Genomic DNA, 16,655 nt, shown 5'->3' with positions numbered 1-16,655 from the left:
GTCCGTGCCCGAGGCCGCGTCCATGCGCGGACGCAGGTGTTCGTTGCATTGTGCCTTCGAGTGGTCGTCGCAATCACCAACGACGAACGAGGAGACAATCCGGGCCGCGAGATGCTCACGGCATGAGACGGATTCTATGACACGCTCTTGCATAGAGAGCCGTTTCGAGCGGTCACTCGTATTCCAGTAGAGCCGGACAGTCGGAACGCCGGCCTGACCGACGGACGCCGAACCGAACGGGAGCTCGTCGGGGATGTAGGTAGGCGTCTGAAATCGGAAATCGGCTGTTTGGTGTGCCTGCTGTATCTCAGTCGGCGTACTGTTGTTTTCGGTGCTATTCTGAGCCGCCGCCCCACCTGAAGCGAGGACAAGGACTGTAGCAATCACGACGAGCCCGATGACGAGAACGGTAGATCGTGCGGGAGATGCCATGTGAAGCCGGTTCGTACCCACCCCCTTAACGCTCAGGGCCTTAATCTGCGAGAACAGCGAGACGTTTCGGGGTAGAAACCATTCGATCGAGACAAGGTGGGATTTTATCAGGCCAGTATTCCGACTTATCAGCTACCTATGATGGACGATCTCACGGGATTCCAGCGGGACATTCTGTATGTCACAGCTGGTCTAAACGATGATTCGGAGCCCCCGCACGGACTTGCGATCCAGAATGAACTAGAGCAGAGTTACAGCGGAGAAATCAATCACGGACGGCTCGATCCCAACTTGAACACGCTTGCCGATATGGGGCTTCTAGAAAAGGGTGAGATTGACGATCGAACGAATTCCTACGCCCCTACTCAGCGAGGCCATCGGGAGATTGAGGCCCGTCGTGAGTGGGAACAGCAGTATGTTCCGTTTGAGTAGGCATTTCGCAGGCATTTCTTGGGAGACCGATCATCGGGGCAGCGACCGCCGCACAGCACCGCGAGGTCACATTCTCTTACCTAACATTGAATGGAGGATCTCAATATAGTGTTAGGTAAGAATAGCCAGCGAAAGGCGATTCCGAAGTTCGACAAGCGAGAGGGCAGAGTAATTGAGGCCGTTAAAGTAAAGTGAAAGGAAGGTGCCTACCGAGTATGCCGAAATGCCAGAATTGTGGCGCGTTCATCACCCAGCAGTACGTTCGCGTTTTCGCTCCGAACGAGATGGAGACGGTTCGGGTGTGTCCTGAGTGCCCGGACATGATGCGCGAGGGCGGCGAAGTTCGCCCGGCGAAATCCCAGCGCCGATAAGACCTCTCAGTTTGTCGCGAGCGCCGTCTGAGCAGCGTCTCGCTCCGCCGGGCTCACTCCAAGAGCCAACGATGCTCTCGGCGTCGAGGTCGCTGTATCGCTCCCGAGGTCAACCAGCCCGTAGTGAGTCATGAACCAGTGTCGCCAGCGTTCGAGTCGTGGCAGCGCGTCGATCACGGTGTCGACGTCGACAGGGTTCGCGAACAGTTCATAGTCGGAGTCGAGCCCGAGATCAAGCACTAGCTGGTAGAGTACGTCATCGACGCGAGAGGCGGGCGAGACGGCGCTCTCATCGCCGTCGGCTGTCCGGGGATATCACTGCCCACAAGCGGCGACCACCACGGCATGACTCATGCTCGCCACTTGTTGTGCCCGCCATTCTCGATGCTCTCCACGAGCCCGACCACCGCGAGCTCCTTGAGGTTGCGATCGTAGGATCGACCGGAAATCCCAGCCCGCTCGACGATTTCCGACCGCCCAGGCGGTCATCGGCGACGAAGAGTGTCTTCTACATTGTGGAAGATCGTCTCCTTTCAATAAATCGCCGCATGGTGCGAGAAGCTGGCGAACGAGGAATGACGATCCTCAGAGTGTTGTCTCAAGCCCTTCGACGATATTCGCCCATTCAGATCCAGCACAGAGTGTCGTGCTGCCACCGTCGTTTCCGGAGGTTCCGTAGGTACCCCCACCGTTTCCGGAGGGTAGCACCATTATTCCCTGCATCGAGAGTTAGAGGTGTCGAAGACCAACTACACGGCAAAAGAGAGGAGGATCAGACACACACCCTCCATTGTTTCCGGAGGTTAGCCCGAAATTCAGGGGGGTGTTCAGCGAGGAGGATTCTAGATAAGAAACGTTTATCTAGAGAGCATGAGTACTAGTCCGCAATAGACCCACTACGGGATTGTTGCAGTAGGATCAGAAGTGGAACCAGAAGTCGCACGTAGCTTTGGGTTCCACCTCCGGAAATGATGGGGTGTGTGTGTGTTCAATGACTTCTAATTCGCTTCCCGTATGGCGGTTTCACCCTCATCTGACTAGAACCTCCGGAAACGGTGGGGTGTGCTACGGAACCTCCGGAAATACTGGTCCCACCTGCGGAACCTCCGGAAGCGGTGGTTAGTGGTTAACCCGCTCTCCCAGACACTATAGAAGTAAGCTCTCCGATATCAGTTAGTGACAGCCCATCGTAGCAAAGTGAAAACAGGTCAGTCTTCGACGATATGCTCGATACTCTCGTGAATCCCTACTGCATCAAGAGTATCGGTAAGAGCTGGCAGAACTTCTTCAGTGGGGTAATTGAGCGAGTGGGTCTTGTACTGCCCGCCAGATGAATCGTGCATCACGTATGAATTGATGATGTTGAGTTCATCTAATCGTCCATAGTAGTCTCTGGCACGGCGTTCTGAAACAGCGTTCTGACCAATGATCTGCGTGAAATCCTTGTATCGTTCATAGAGCAACGATGACGTCACCTCCTCTGAATCGTGTTCTTCCAAGACCGCAAGCGCGTAGACGACAGTCTTGATGTTTTCAGGAAGGTCAGCTAGCACCGACATCGATCGCTGTGTCTCGTACTCTGTCATCGCTTCCTCTACCATTTCTTCAGTAACGTGGTCGTCACCCCGTTCCCTCGCATAGTCACCAGCGATCCGAATGAGGTCGAGGACCATTCGAGCATCACCGCTATTCTTTGATCCTAATGCTGCAGCATACGAGATAGCTCCACCAGTGACGACGTCATCATAGAAAGCAGTCTCTACCCGCTGGCTGAGCACTTTCTCGAGTTGCTTTCCATCGTACGGAGGGAATTCGATCACACGCTCTCGGAGTGAGGAACGAACGTCCGAGGATAAGTTCTCACCAAGGGCAGTGTCTGTACTGATTCCAATAAGCCCCACCTTCGTCTCCGTGAGGTCATCGTAGCTTCCAGCCCGTGTAATCTTATAGAGGAAGGTATCGATATTCGCAACGTGGTCTATTTCGTCAAGTACGACGAGAGCGGTTCCGCCGATCTCATCGAGGTTCTCGAAAAGCACTGAATACACCTTGCTTTCCGGGTGACCAGTCGACGGAAGGTAGTTTTCCGGCTTCGTGATAAGTCTGTTCGCGAGTTCGATAGCCAACTGGTAGGAGGTGTTGACCCCCTCGCAATTCACGTGGATTGCTTTGAAGTCCGTCTGGAGGTTTTCGGACATCTCCAGTTGGTTGAGCACCCAGTGAGTGACGGCCGTCTTGCCAACTCCATTTTGACCATAGAGAAATATGTTGTCGGGATTTTCGCCTTTGTAGACTGGCAGTAGAGCGTTAATGTATTCATCCTTCTTCTCATCCCGTCCGACGATATCTGTCGGTATATAATCGTCAGCAAGGGCATCTCGACGCGCGAAAATCGCGCTTTCTGAGAGGTCGTCAAATGCGGATGGCATATTTGAACTCCACTGATTGGCAGTGTTATTCATTAGCGAACCCATAAAAGCTTCGACCACCGTTTCCGGAGGTTCCGTAGGCAAGGGCTCTAACCCCACACCACTGTTTCCGGAGGTTCCGGAGGTACCCCCATCGTTTCCGGAGGTTCCGTAGAACACCCCACTGTTTCCGGAGGTTTCGTCCGAGATATTCAAAACGATAATGATGGTTTCTCTTTCTCGTCATTTTATTTCCCCTCCAATGCACCGCATCCCAATCGGTGCTAAACCGATATCTTCTGGATTGGAGTTCTCAAGCTCTCTTGCTCGAATAGGACCATTAGAAGAAGGAGTCAGCTTGGGCTCGTACACTCCATACTTGATCAAATAGCGACGAGCTGTTCCTGATGAGCACTCTAAGATCTCAGCCGTTCCTTTGATCGTTTCAGCCTCCCCGTAAGCTGCTCTCAGTAGACATGATTCCTTGTAAGGTTTGTCCAGATTGAGCTTCCTTAGCAATCCGAATCGAATGATCGATCTACAAATCTTAGTGTCGGATGTCCCAAAGTGAGCAGCTACCTCAGCGATTGTTTTCTTCCGGTTGACTACAGCTTTGAGATCGCGAAAATCTCGATGATTATCATATTTGGAGAGGAAATCTGAGCTAGGGGTTGCTGTCGAAGCCATTACTTCTCCTCCTGAAAGCGGCCATCAACCGCAGAAACCACGGTTTGGAGGCCCAGTTGCCAACAGGGCGAGTACTGACGTTCTCTTCCAGTGTATCGTTGTTTACTCTGGTTCATGATAGGTCATGCCAGAGGCCGTGTGATAGGCGAGGGCGATGGAGAGCCCATCTATGTACTCCCCATCGACTCGTCTTACGAATCAACAGCCGATAGCGATAGCGGCTGTAGAGACGATCGCGGCCTCTGTTTTTGCAAGGCCTATCCAGAGTATATTTGCATGGCTGACACAGTGTTTAACCCGTGCTCAAACCCTACAAACTAACGTTACAGAACCGGGATCAATTGAAATGGACGGATCCAAAACGAACGGGAGTATATCAGGTGTGCCCTCGAAGACCAGCTCATGAGCAGTAAGCCACTCGCGGAGGTCGCTCTCCGGAACGTACTCTACTGTCATTGGCCGATTGAGCGCGAGAAACTTCGGCCGCTGGTTCCCAACCCCCTCTCGATCGACACCTACGATGGAATGGCGTGGATCAGTGTCCTTGTCGTGAACATCGCAGGCGCTCGGGTTCGGGGTGTTCCCTACTACCCGTCGCTGTCGTCGATCAATCTTCGGACCTACGTCTCGGCTGACGACGAGCCTGGTGTATATTTCATTGCTTTAGAGATGGACGGACAGCTATCGTCGTGGCTAGCCCGCAACGGTTTCGGGATTCCTTATTACCATGCCGATGTCGATCTCGGCTACCAGAATGGTTCTCACACAGTGAACAGCCGCCGAGAGCGCCGAGGCGAAACACCGGCGCGCTTCGCGGCTACCTATCGCCCGGATCACGATGTCGACGACAGTTACGCTGAAACCGGGAGTCGAACGGAGTTTCTGATCGAGCGCACCAACTACTTCTTCGAAGCTGGTCAGGAGTTTCGCAGGCTCGCCGAGGTCATGGGAACCAGTGAGAGTACGGGGCCGCACTCTGGGTCGGGAACATCGATGTTCGCGGGAGCGGCCATACACGAACCGTGGCCGCTACTGCCAGTCGAGGCCGAAATCGAGAGTAATACACTGTTCGAGGCCGCCAGCGTACCCGAACCCTGCGAATCGCCGACGTTTCACTACTCACCAAAACAGTACATGGCGGCCGAGCGCCTGCGAGAGCTCTCGCTGCTGAACACGGAAAACGAGAAAATCAAATAAAGGAACACTGACAGGCTTTGGATTCGAGGAGTCGTGATTGTCGATTATAGTACATTCGTCGTGGTCGGGGTATCTAAGGAAAGCTACGCTTTCACGTGTCTCTGGGAAACCATCGGGTTGTCGTGGATTGCAACAACGTAGTGGGAGCACGCCTATAGCGAGTCCAAAATCGAATTAGCTGTTTAATCGCTTTCGATCATTCGACCGCGACCCCAGTCTAAGCGAAGGGCTTCATAGATGCCTTTCTCCCGAATTGGGTTGAGGAGATAATCAAGCGGATTCGACGACCGCGCTTTGTAGGTATCATAGAGGTCATGCGCCCACTCGATCAGTTCAGGATTCGTCGAATCGAGGATCGCATCGGTGCGAGTGGTTTCGAGTTCGAAATCCGTCCCCAAGAGCACGCGGTCGTAGTCGAACAGAATCATGTCGATCGGTAGGTCGTCAGGGTAGATGTTCCACTCGACACGATCAGTTCCGAGCCCCATCCGAAAGTGACGGATCTCCGGGCGGCTATCGGGGAGGGGCATATGCGCCGGTAACGGCGTCACAGCCTCCCACGACGCACCGCACTCAACTTGGTCAAACATCGGTGTAACCTCAGCTTCCGAGTAGTAGCTCGCAAACACTTTGGCGTGGCCGAAGCTCTCGTTGATCCGCTTTCGCATATGTGCATCTGCCCGTTGTGGACGATTCGGCCGCGATTGAATCAGGTCGGCGTTGGCGAGCAAGTCGATTGGGAGGTCAACCTTCATCGGGTCGATATGCCGGAGATAGGCCTTTTTCTCGACAACGACCTCGACAACGCGATACAACTCAGCGTAACCCGCTAAGACATCCTTACCCGTTTTCGTGAGTGTGCTGTTTGGTCGCGGCGTTATCCAGTCGAACGCCTCAAAGCCCTCCATTGCCCGGTTGATCGTCGAACGCGAGGGGTAAGCGTCGTTGTGAACCATCTTGCCACGCGAAAGCCCCTCGTCGAGGCCTTTCAGTACACGAAATCGATTATTGTCCTTCGAGGAAGCGAGGTGCGCGATCGCTTCCTGGCCAACGGCTTTGCAGGCGTCGAGAGTTTCGCTTACGGCAACTTTACCGGCAGCGGTCATCTTCCGGCGACCCTCGATTGAGACAACGCCACCACACTGTTCAAGAGGTTCGATTGCGCTATAGATGGGTGTTCGGTCGACGCCAGCGCGCTCGGCTAGTTCTGAAGGCGTACTCGAACGCTCTCGAAGAGCGCGGAGAATATCGAGGCGCTGGTCGCTTCGAGAAATATGCTCAATGAACTCTCGCGCATTCATCAAGAAACCCTCTGCCGAGGGTCGTGTTGAAACTTCTCGAACCGCCCGTTGACACCAGACAATGTCGACGACCTAGAGCTCATCAACCGGATCGTGAGGGAGACGCTACAACTGTATTCTCCGGTTCACACGATTTTCCGGCAGACGACTCGACCTGTCGATGCCGTCGGGTATCAAATGCCTGCCGACGAGCAGGTTCATCTCTCGGTCATCTCCGCTCATTGCGACGAGCGCTACTACGACGACCCGAAATCCTTCCGACCCGATCGATGGACTAACAATTTCGAGGAGGAGGGACTGGCTGAATTCGCGTACATCCCGTTCGGAGGTGGGCGACGAACGTGTATCGGACGAGAGTTCGCGAGCTTAGAGGCAGTGCTCGTGCTCGCGACGGTCGGCCAGCAGTACCGCTTCGATTGGGCCGGTGATGATACCGATATTGCGATTGAGCCGGAGATCACTACGAAGACTCAGGATGGCCTACCGATGCGCATGAGTAAACGATAGCGCCGGCCTCTCGTCGGCGAGAACCCGGGGTGTAGGAGGTTAAAACTAAGCCGCCTCACGAATCCATCAATACATATGGAGCTGCCCGGTGGGTGTCTTGGTCCCGTTCCCGAACGTGATCAGCAGGAGGACGAGGCCGGAGACGCCGCTCTACGTCTCGCAGAGTATGAGAAGGTGATAGACGACTCAGGGTCCGATCTACGCGAAATGCTATGTCTGTTTTTCGGCGTCAAGGGCGCTGATTTGGAGGCCTATCTCGCGCTGCTGGATATACCATACGCAACAACGCTTGAGCTCGCTGAAAGAGCCGAGAAAGACCAGAGCAACATCAACAAACGGCTCTCGAATCTCTGTGACGCGAATCTCGCTGCCCGACAGTTGCGGAAGCGGGAAAACGGTGGCTTCGAGTTTCGGTACAACGGTCGACCGCTGTCAGAGACAGTTCATTGGCTAATAAAAGAGATTGAGGTCTGGTCGAAGAATGTAGTAGGCGAGATCTAATTTCAAGAGGTGAGGTCTTGCCGTTTTTGGGAAGTTACAATACTGATATAAAATTCATGAGCCAAGAAGTATCCACTACGATTTGCAGGCTTCAACCACTATCTCTGGGTCATCAACAAGTTCGTTGACTGTGTGAGCTCCTTTTCCCTTCCCCCGCCCCTTGCGGTCTTGTTCGATAAGGGAGAGAAATGCAAGTTCAGAGAGAAGATCACGAATTCGGCGCATCTTCAAAGGGCCAACTCCTTCCCGATCGCACACAATCTGGTAGGCGGAGTACACCTGCTTTGAAGGTATTCTCGGTTCTTCCTCTGACGATTCCTGAGTTCGAAGTGCGAGTGCAGTCATCAAATACCTAGAGTGCGTCGGTTGCTTTGAGATGAGTTCTGAGAGTCGAGCTTGTTCTTCTCGGTCGTTTGCCTCATCAACGAACTCAATAGTAACCGTTTCACTATCGTGTTCATCCGCGATTTCACCAGCGTAGCGAAGGATGTCGATTGCTTTGCGAGCATCTCCATGCTCACGAGCAGCCAACGCAGCTACCTTTGGGATGACATCTCCGGAGAGAACATCGTCGCGGAACGCGTCCGCCCTTGACCTGAGGATGGCTCGAAGCTGTGATGCATCATATGGGGGAAAGACAAAATCCCGCTCGGAGAGGCTTGACTTCACACGCTCGTTTAGAGTGTCTTTGTAGCGTATTTTGTTGCTGATCCCGATGATTCCGAGGGTAGAGTCGCTGACCTTGCCCGCTTCTGCAGCACGCGAGAGCTGCATCAGTACATTATCATCCTCAAGTTTGTCGATCTCGTCGAGGATGATGATCCCCACATCCAAGCGCGCATCCAGAATATCCCACAACCGTCGATAGTAATCGGAAGTGCTCACACCAGAATGAGGAACAGTGATATCTGTTGTTTCAGGGTCGTTTAGTGATTGAGCGATGGTTCGAATTGTTTGGGTTTCAGTGGATTCCTGAAAGCAGTCAACATATGCAATGCCAATTGAGACACCGTTTTCAGCGCCAGCGTTAGCGAGATCACGCGTAATGTACTTTGAACAGAGGCTTTTGCCAGTACCCGTTTTCCCATAGATGAGTACATTGTTCGGGGTTCCACCTCGCTGTGCGTCCTTTATCGCCTTTGCAAGACTCTGGAGCTCGTCTTCCCGCCCAATGATTCTATCACCCTGTGGAAGGTGGCTGACTCGAAGGAGCTCTTTGTCCGCGAAGATTGGGTCCGGGTCCCCGAAGAACGATGTCGACTCTTCCATAGTGGGTCTCTACCACGGGTGAAGTATGAATGTTCGCCCACCCCAGTGCCGCTGTAAAATTCCGTCCATGATGCATTGGATGAGATTGGATCAGGGAGCTGCCCATTTTTCGCAGTTTTAGAGTGTGTTTAGAGTACGATGGCGATGGCAACCCCGGATTGCCGCTGTAAACATGGATGTCCCTCACCCCTCGTTGCCGCTGTAAGGAGAAATACGCCACTGGAAACATAGGTTGGATGAGGCTACTTTACTCAGAGACAACTCAGAACCCCATAGAATGAGGAGGAGAGTGGAAAAGTGGAACCATCATTTCATTATTCCGACGCCAAAGAGAATGTCGTCTCTATACGCCAAAGATGGCTTACGGTGAATACAACTGGATATGTGATAAATCTATGTTTCTGTGTGATCCTATTCATAATCAGATCTTTAAATAGTAGTCAAGTACTTCTCTCCATATCGTCAAAGTGGCGTCTATGGACTCTCAAAGAGAAGTTTACAGCGGCACTGAGGGGTGTGGGATCGCTTAATCCCGGAGGATATCAACCAACCCAGCGTTTTACAGCGGCAATCCGGAGTAGGAGAGAAGATCCCTCATTGGAATACAAAGAGCCATCCACTGAGGAATATCTCAAAGCAGGTAATATTCGGGATAGACGTGGTCACAGAGCGAAGGAGATGGCATGAACTGATCTTACCAAACATCTGCTTGCAATTCTTTTCTAATGTTTGGTAAGACAAGGGCGCTATTGTCGAGGATTCTCGTACGACCTCTCCTGAGAAAGACAGCTGGTCTTAACCTACCCCGCGTAGCGCCGATGGCTCGATTCACTGAGGTCGCTGACGATCACGCGGCCGTAGGAGATCGCGAGCTTCGAGACGGCATCGTTGAACGGGTGGATCGGCACACCATCCTCGTCGGGGACCCCGACACCGTATTTCCGCTGTAAACACTCGGTAGGGAACAGACGCGGCCGCTCGTCGCGAAGTATCCGAGGATCGTAGTTAAGCGTGAGCTCGCGAACAGTACGCTCGACAGTCGGCACGAGCTCGTCGAGCAGGTCGGGCAGCCACTCGGTGTATTGCGGGCCGACGTCATGCAAGACGATCGGATCACTGGCGAGGCCACTGCTACCGGGCAAGAGGCGGGAAATACCCGCTTCAGCGGACCCGGTTTGGACGGCGGCTTCGCTATGGGCGTGGGATGTGCGCTGGCTCATGTGTGAGCCCCGATAATCGCGCGCTGACGGTCGGGAAAACCGTCGTACCGACGACCCGTTTGCCCACCCAATCGCCAATAGCCTTGGCTGCTGAAGGGGGCAAACTATATGGGCATCGGCCGTGTCAGAACGAGCAACGGTCGCACCCTGGGTAGGGTTGCGCCCGATTCCATGGTGGAACCGGGCGCGACGACCGCGCTCAGAAACGGGACGATTACGGGAGTGGTGATCCCCGTCCCGTTCTCCTTTGGCGCTATGATTTCCTAGCTTATGCCATATCCCGAGACAGAGCCGAAGTATAAACCTAATCAACACACCCCAATCGTTTGACAGATGTTATTGGGGGGTTGTTGCCAAGAAACAGAGAGAATAACGACTATCTTAGGGGTCCAATTCCGCGATCGGCGAGAGGTTTACTGACTTCTTTTTGTGTCGACAATCAATGACCAAGTCGACAAATTCAGCTATGAAGCGCTCGCTCAACTTCGCCAAGCTCGCGAGCCGTATTGCTAGTTCCGAGAGAGCGCTTCTGATGTGTCTTGTCTATAGCATCAAACAATCGGTTAAATAATGGGCTCCATCGCCTTTCAAGGAGTTAATGCAACTGTAGAGTCACAGATGCCCTGTACCCTCAAGTTACTTCTTATGGCCTCTCTCCCTTGTTATCGATAAAAACTCACTCGGTGCGAGGTGTGTTCAGGCTCGATTCTCAAGCGCATTTAGAACAACTTCTGGCTCACTAATGAGAGTATGCTCGAGATATGCACCTTCATAGTCACCTCCACCGGTGTGATTTGCTTCTAAAAGACCGAGGAACGCCTGTTCTTTCAGTAGGCGATAAACACGATCTTGTGATATTGACTCCATACCTTCTCGGTCTACGAGACGCTGATAGAATTCGTATATCTCCGACGTTCGAAAAGTCGAAGTGTTCCTGCTTCTCGTGAGAAGTGCTAAAGCTTGTAAAATATATTTGACATGAGGGGGTGAGCCACTTATAAGCTGCTTTACGCGATTAACCTCTGCCTTGGTGAGGGCTGCATCGATGTGGGATTCCTTTACAGTAGTTTGGCCCTCTCTTTCTGCTAGCCTTCCGGCTTCATACAGCATATCAACAGCTTTGCGAGCGTCTCCATGTTCTCGTCCAGCGAGGGCTGCCGTCTTCGGTATAACACCTTCCTCTAAAACTCCTTCTTGGAAGGCCTCACGTCGATTTTCCAGTATTGCGCGGAGTTGGTCCGAGTCATATGGATTAAAGATGAGTTCGTTGTCCTGAAGGCTTGAGTGTACTCGCTGATCTAGACGTTCTTTGTACTCAACTTTATTACTGATACAAATCACCCCAATATGGCAATTTGCTTTTCCACTTTCTTTGGCTCGAGAGAGGCTTCGGAGAAGTTCGTCGTCCTCTAACTTATCGATCTCATCAAGGATTGCAACAAAGGAGTCTACATTGTGCTTGTTGAGCATCTCCCAAGTCATATCTCGATAAGTAGCCGCTCCAACTCCTTTTCTAGGAATACTGTGATCTGTTTCTATATTCTCGGCAAGTTGTTGCGCTAGTTCCCTGCTTGCTTGCGTTTCAGTTGTGTAGTCTGAGCAGTCCACATATCCGTATCGGAGAGTTGCTCCATTTTCCTGGGCTTTCCGCTGGGCTTCTCGTGTTGTACACCGTGAAACTAGGGACTTGCCGGTTCCTGTCTTCCCGTATATTATGACGGAGTCCGGAGGTCCTCCACGAGTTCCTGGGCCGAGTGCACCTCCCATCTCAGTTATTTCATCATCCCTTCCTACGACCCGATCCAGTTCAGGAACGTGTCCTACTCTGAGCAGCTCTCGACGCCGGAATATTTCCCCTCCACCGAAGATGTTGTCGGCATCGACCATATCTGCTCCACACAACCGTTCAAGTTAAAGATACCAACCTCGCACCGAGTGAGTATCCGTGGAATTGCCTACAAAGGTCTAAGGCTGTATTCTGAGCTTCTTTATATAGTAACTCCCTCCCCACACACACACCTCGTAACGAGTGAGCCAAGGTATCGTGGATAGGAGAGATTTTTCTATGTTATATAAATTTTCTTATATCAGCAGTATTGGCGTAGTAGATAGGTGGCATTAGGCTTATAACTTTACTCTAGTTCCCGAAATTGATTTATTTATATGTGTCATTCAGAACCTATCGTGTCCTTTCGTAGCTCACTCGGTGCGAGGTGTGTCTGTACGCTCTCTCCAAACTGTCTTCCAAACCGTAATTTGAGTGAGGACACTCTATATCAGGGAGTCTATAGAGAACTCACTCGGTGCGAGGTGTGTGTCCTCCTGGTAGTTCTTCCATTACCTAATTAGTAACTCTACAAGACCACCTTACAACTCATCAATACTGCTTCCTCCACGAGTATGGATGCTATCTCCGTCTCATGGAAACGGGTATATCTGCATACCCAAGATCTCTTAGGACAGCCCACGCCTGACAGTACGTATCGCTGCCGGCGACGACCAACTTAACAATCTTCTTTACGAATTCACTATGACCACAATTGTCGACATGGTGGTTGGTCTATGAGCGACGTAGCCATCTTGCTTGTGAAGGTGATTCGTTGTTCTACAGTGAAATTGCGGACAGTGGGGTGGGTGCATGTAAAAGAACTGAATCCGCTACTCAGAGGGAGAGAATACCAATGGCGTTTGTAGACCATCTGCGTTCATTCGCAGATCGAATCCGGGAGATGGTCAAGTCTTCATCCTCCTCACCGCCTGAGAGCGAGCTCGAACGCGGAACGGTCGCACTCGATCGCGACGGAGAGGGTAAAGAAATCCTAGTCATGAGCGTGCGCGACGAGCGCGCCGATGAGTTCGTGATCCCAAGTACGAGCGAAACGGTCGCAAACTACAATCAAGAGTATCCGCCGACCGACCGGGTGATCGAAGTTCGATTCGCGGAGTCGCTCGATGCCTACCTTAGCGAATGGACCGTTGCCGAGGTTTTAGAGGCCGACGCCGACGGAACCCTCAACGCCGGCGATCCCTACTACTACCCAGAGAGTCGCCTTGAACCGACGGATATGACCGATTCGTGAACTCAGTAGCCGGTTGTTCGGAGACGTAGCTCGCCGCGCAGCGCCGCGAGGTCGCACTATCTTACCAAACATTTAACGAGATGTGGGTTCATATGTTAGGTAAGACCGGACGGCGACGCCTGTTTCGAAGAAACCTATGGCATACTCAGATCGAACTCACGAATCCAACCGGATCGCAGACGGTGGCGAGCCCCAAGCCCCAGCGAGCGTACCGAAATACGTTCGCGAAGGCGTCGAGGCCCAAGACTCATCGACGCTCCGAGAAATCGCTGCGTGGTGTGAGGAGCTAGCTGACTACCGCGAGCAGCGCTCGGTCGAGGTCGACGACGAGGAGGAGCTTGTCGACGTCGAGAACGACGGCGGCGACGAGTCGGCGGGGACGACGGTGATCAAGAAAGTCCCATGTGGGAAAGAGAACTGTAGTACCTGTCCTCACGGTCCCTATGAATATCGGGTCCACCGAGAGGGAAAGGACCTGAAATGGGAGTATATCGGACCTGTACAGGGCGAGTCCTAATCAGAGGGAGCGTAGAGCAAAGAAGCAAACGAATCGTCCCGAAATAACCTGTTTCGAGACGTCTATCCAACGTCCAGCGAGAGCGAGGGCAATGGCTGGTGAACGCGCCCGAGGACTCGTTCGAGTTTATACGCGCGGGGAATTATCAATTTGAAGCTTACCGGTGTCATCGGCATGGAAAAAGTCTCTGGAAGGAAACCAGGGGGTGTAAGATGGGAAGCAGAGTTATCGATACCACTATATGAAACCATACAGATTCTAAAGAACGATGACAACTATGCAGAGCAGTATGGCGATATTGCCGACGAGATCGCCTCTGAGTTGTAGCGGGACGTGAGTCCACGTTCTATCAATAATCCGTCTATCGACGATGGCGGACCCCCTGTGTGTTTGGTGTTCCTACGAAGATAATTGCGGACATCCCCCGTTATCTCCTACATACTAAGTGACTAGAATTGCGGACACCCCCCCCCCCCGTCCACTTTGACTGGTGAGCTCTTCGTACGAGGAATCTTGCCTCTCTTAATGAGACCTACTCTTGTTCGTTAGCGGTCGATGACGCCATCCCAATGACTTCCGCGAACGCGACGTTCTCACGAGCGTTTTGGATTTCGACCTCAACCTCGTCGTCAGGGCGGGCACCGGGAACAATGACGACATAGCCCCGCTCGACTTTTGCGATGCCATCGCCCTGGTCACCGATTGATTCGATGGTTAGCGTGCGCTTGTCGCCCTGTTTGACAGGTGGCGATTGTGTCGTTGATTCCGAAGTACTAGAACGTGACTGCGACTGAGAATCGCTTTCCTCATCTACTGCCTCGGTTGAGAGAATTGCGACACGGTAGGTCTCCCCGGGGACGATTGAGCCGTTGTCGATTTCGCGTTTCGGTACTTCAATTCGGTATGACCCACCGTCTTGTTCGATAGAGTCACTAAAGAGACACTCCAACTGGTCTGAAATTTCAACCATTGTGCAACCCTCTTGTTTTCCAGCGGCGGTCTTGAATCCTTGTGTTCGAATGGTCGATATCAGTTGGTGTGAAATATCCAGAGGTTCATGCTCTTGGGCCCGAACATCCTTTATGAGCTGGGAGCGCCGACTATCACCGCTGGCTCAGGATGCGCTCGATATCCTCTCCGAAGCAGCCCAAGACGACCAAAACGGTGAGAACGGCGAGGACGAATACGACTTTTCGGAAGCGGACTTCACGAAAGAGGAGGCTCAAGCCGTTCTCGTCGCGGATGAAGCGTTCACGGAGGCTGACGCGACCTATGCATTGGATATACTCTATCGTCGCGGGCATATCTACTACGTCGAGGAGGAAGTCTCAGTACCTCACAAAGCACGCCAGTTGACTTCTTCTAAGACGTGAATTCGGTGGAGAAATCGGCACGAGCAACTGCTGAGGAGGGGTATTCAGCACCAAGGACATCGAACCTGTCGCAGTCGGCGGCGTTCCGCCGCCGACGCGACGGTGTTGCCACTCACCGAGCGGACGGTCCCGGTCGGTGGATTACCGCTCGAAGCGGTCGTCCGGTGGCTTGTTCGCGGGGACGGCGCGACGCACAGCGAGCGACGTCTCCGCTGCCCGCCGTACCATCCCGAGGAACTCGTCGAAGCGCCACGACCAGAGGCGTCGCGCGCCACGGCGCGGCGACGCCACATACTCCCAGTGGAGATACCGCCACGCGTTCTGGAGAAGGAAGCTGATCAGCACGTACAGAAACCGCACCGCCGGATTCTGTGTCGTCGTATTCGCTACGCTTCGTTCGGATAGACGGTAGGACGACTCGACTCCGAACCGTCGGCTGTAGTACTTCCGAGCCTGACGTGGAGTCTCGATGAACGGCGCGTCGACGGCGTAGCCGTGACGCGCCACCCCCTCTTCGTCATACTTCCCTTGCTGGTACGTACAGTCGATATAGACCGGGAAATCGACGGTCCACGTGTGACCGTCGATTTCCCCTTGGAGGTCGTGATCGATCACGCGGCTCCAGCCCTGACTCAGTTCGTTCTGGATCGCTTCGCCCCACTTCACGATGGGCATGACGTACGCGTAGTTGTGGGCGGCCAGCAGCGTCAAACAGTACGTATCGTAGAACTCGCGATCGAGGTAGACGGCCTTGACCTCCGGGTCAAGGCCTTCGAGCACGCCGAGCAGTTCCGCGAGGATCGAGCTGGCGGTGTCGCCGTCGGTGAGACGGCGCACCGCCAGCGTGTAGCGTTTGTTGCGCACCCGCGCGTAGAGTGTGGCGTAGCCGTGGAACGTGGTCGTTCCGGCTTTAGCGAGTGATTCGTAGAGCTCCTCCTCAGAGTCGTACTCCTCGCCGTAGTACGGTCGGAGGTGGAGGTCGGCAGCGACCTCCACCGGCCGATCCGGAAGTAGTTCGAGGATATTTTGCTGGATGAGTGTCTTGCCGACTCGTTCGAGCTCAGAGAGCTCGAACTTCGTCCGGAGATGGTGGAGAATCGTATTGCCGTGCGGTGATTCCTCTGAAATCTCACAGAGGTGGCTGACTGAGTCCTCGTCGGCTGTTGCGCCGACGAGGACGTCCCAGATGTCCTCGGAGTCGATATCGGCGTTTTCGCCGAGTCCGATATCGATCTCCTCGTCGAGGCTGTTGACGAGGAAGTTAAGCACCTGCTCTTCGGTGAGTTCGTTGGCTGCTTGGTCCGGTCGCATCAACCGACCAAGCAGCCCGTTCACCTAACCCGCTTTGTGAGGTACTGAT

The 16,655-nt window shown here is 53.3% G+C and carries 18 protein-coding genes and 1 pseudogene; 10 read left to right on the top strand and 9 right to left on the bottom strand.

All coding sequences use genetic code 11. The features are described 5' to 3' along the window. The 3 genes and pseudogenes from GT355_RS17635 to GT355_RS18710 all read left to right on the top strand — a co-directional run. Positions 1-126: pseudogene (locus tag GT355_RS17635) on the top strand (IS5/IS1182 family transposase); the annotation flags it as partial. Positions 127-573: 447 nt separating this feature from the next. Next, positions 574-864: a PadR family transcriptional regulator gene (locus GT355_RS17630; protein ID WP_160135810.1), complete on the top strand. Its 291-nt coding sequence runs from the start codon at positions 574-576 to the stop codon at positions 862-864. Positions 865-1,079: 215 nt separating this feature from the next. After that, positions 1,080-1,235, top strand: coding sequence for a DUF7563 family protein (locus GT355_RS18710; protein WP_420825986.1), 156 nt, complete (start codon positions 1,080-1,082; stop codon positions 1,233-1,235). 6 nt (positions 1,236-1,241) lie between these two features. Here the strand turns inward: GT355_RS18710 and GT355_RS17625 are convergent, their stop codons facing one another. The 3 genes from GT355_RS17625 to GT355_RS17615 form a co-directional block, all read right to left on the bottom strand. Further along, a complete protein-coding gene (locus GT355_RS17625) occupies positions 1,242-1,475 on the bottom strand; it encodes a hypothetical protein (RefSeq protein ID WP_160135809.1) in 234 nt (77 codons plus the stop codon). A 968-nt stretch (positions 1,476-2,443) separates the two neighbouring features. Then, positions 2,444-3,823, bottom strand: a complete 1,380-nt coding sequence (locus GT355_RS17620) for a Cdc6/Cdc18 family protein (protein WP_160135808.1) — start codon at positions 3,821-3,823, stop codon at positions 2,444-2,446. Positions 3,824-3,886: 63 nt separating this feature from the next. Further along, positions 3,887-4,330 carry a hypothetical protein gene (locus GT355_RS17615; RefSeq protein WP_160135807.1) on the bottom strand — a complete coding sequence of 148 codons (444 nt, stop codon included), beginning with the start codon at positions 4,328-4,330 and terminating at the stop codon, positions 3,887-3,889. A gap of 402 nt (positions 4,331-4,732) precedes the next feature. On the opposite strand from GT355_RS17615, the gene GT355_RS17610 reads away from it, so the two are divergent. Then, the gene (locus GT355_RS17610; protein WP_160135806.1) at positions 4,733-5,527 is read left to right on the top strand and encodes a YqjF family protein; all 795 of its coding nucleotides are present in this window, start codon (positions 4,733-4,735) and stop codon (positions 5,525-5,527) included. A gap of 182 nt (positions 5,528-5,709) precedes the next feature. Here the strand turns inward: GT355_RS17610 and GT355_RS17605 are convergent, their stop codons facing one another. Then, positions 5,710-6,828 carry a transcriptional regulator FilR1 domain-containing protein gene (locus GT355_RS17605; RefSeq protein ID WP_160135805.1) on the bottom strand — a complete coding sequence of 373 codons (1,119 nt, stop codon included), beginning with the start codon at positions 6,826-6,828 and terminating at the stop codon, positions 5,710-5,712. Between the two features lie 48 nt (positions 6,829-6,876). Here GT355_RS17605 and GT355_RS17600 point away from each other — a divergent pair, with 48 nt between their 5' ends. Together GT355_RS17600 and GT355_RS17595 are read left to right on the top strand one after the other, a co-directional pair. Next, on the top strand, positions 6,877-7,335 hold the full coding sequence (locus GT355_RS17600) for a cytochrome P450 (protein WP_160135804.1): 459 nt from the start codon (positions 6,877-6,879) through the stop codon (positions 7,333-7,335). A 75-nt stretch (positions 7,336-7,410) separates the two neighbouring features. Then, positions 7,411-7,836, top strand: a complete 426-nt coding sequence (locus GT355_RS17595) for a helix-turn-helix domain-containing protein (RefSeq protein ID WP_160135803.1) — start codon at positions 7,411-7,413, stop codon at positions 7,834-7,836. 75 nt (positions 7,837-7,911) lie between these two features. Here GT355_RS17595 and GT355_RS17590 read toward each other — a convergent pair whose 3' ends face one another. The 3 genes from GT355_RS17590 to GT355_RS17580 all read right to left on the bottom strand — a co-directional run bounded on the left by GT355_RS17590 (position 7,912) and on the right by GT355_RS17580 (position 12,212). Continuing rightward, positions 7,912-9,105 (bottom strand): Cdc6/Cdc18 family protein, encoded by a 1,194-nt coding sequence (locus GT355_RS17590; RefSeq protein WP_160135802.1) that lies wholly within the window; start codon positions 9,103-9,105, stop codon positions 7,912-7,914. An 800-nt stretch (positions 9,106-9,905) separates the two neighbouring features. After that, positions 9,906-10,325, bottom strand: coding sequence for a hypothetical protein (locus tag GT355_RS17585; RefSeq protein WP_160135801.1), 420 nt, complete (start codon positions 10,323-10,325; stop codon positions 9,906-9,908). A gap of 696 nt (positions 10,326-11,021) precedes the next feature. Further along, positions 11,022-12,212 (bottom strand): Cdc6/Cdc18 family protein, encoded by a 1,191-nt coding sequence (locus GT355_RS17580; protein ID WP_160135800.1) that lies wholly within the window; start codon positions 12,210-12,212, stop codon positions 11,022-11,024. 794 nt (positions 12,213-13,006) lie between these two features. Here GT355_RS17580 and GT355_RS17575 point away from each other — a divergent pair. From GT355_RS17575 to GT355_RS17565, 3 genes are all read left to right on the top strand, one after another. Beyond that, positions 13,007-13,405 carry a hypothetical protein gene (locus GT355_RS17575; RefSeq protein ID WP_160135799.1) on the top strand — a complete coding sequence of 133 codons (399 nt, stop codon included), beginning with the start codon at positions 13,007-13,009 and terminating at the stop codon, positions 13,403-13,405. Between the two features lie 136 nt (positions 13,406-13,541). Continuing rightward, complete coding sequence (locus GT355_RS17570; protein WP_160135798.1) at positions 13,542-13,922, top strand: DUF6788 family protein; 381 nt, start codon at positions 13,542-13,544, stop codon at positions 13,920-13,922. Positions 13,923-14,096: 174 nt separating this feature from the next. Beyond that, positions 14,097-14,249 carry a hypothetical protein gene (locus GT355_RS17565; RefSeq protein ID WP_160135797.1) on the top strand — a complete coding sequence of 51 codons (153 nt, stop codon included), beginning with the start codon at positions 14,097-14,099 and terminating at the stop codon, positions 14,247-14,249. 205 nt (positions 14,250-14,454) lie between these two features. Here the strand turns inward: GT355_RS17565 and GT355_RS17560 are convergent, their stop codons facing one another. Then, positions 14,455-14,892: a TRAM domain-containing protein gene (locus tag GT355_RS17560; RefSeq protein ID WP_192928053.1), complete on the bottom strand. Its 438-nt coding sequence runs from the start codon at positions 14,890-14,892 to the stop codon at positions 14,455-14,457. A gap of 112 nt (positions 14,893-15,004) precedes the next feature. Between GT355_RS17560 and GT355_RS17555 the strand changes: the two genes are divergently transcribed. Then, positions 15,005-15,295 (top strand): hypothetical protein, encoded by a 291-nt coding sequence (locus GT355_RS17555; RefSeq protein WP_160135796.1) that lies wholly within the window; start codon positions 15,005-15,007, stop codon positions 15,293-15,295. A 141-nt stretch (positions 15,296-15,436) separates the two neighbouring features. Here the strand turns inward: GT355_RS17555 and GT355_RS17550 are convergent, their stop codons facing one another. Further along, positions 15,437-16,606 (bottom strand): ISH3 family transposase, encoded by a 1,170-nt coding sequence (locus GT355_RS17550; protein ID WP_160135795.1) that lies wholly within the window; start codon positions 16,604-16,606, stop codon positions 15,437-15,439. Between the last annotated feature and the right edge of the window lie 49 nt (positions 16,607-16,655).

Source organism: Halococcus salsus (genome assembly GCF_009900715.1).
Taxonomy (GTDB): domain Archaea; phylum Halobacteriota; class Halobacteria; order Halobacteriales; family Halococcaceae; genus Halococcus; species Halococcus salsus.
This window is presented reverse-complemented; position numbering and strand designations above follow the sequence as displayed.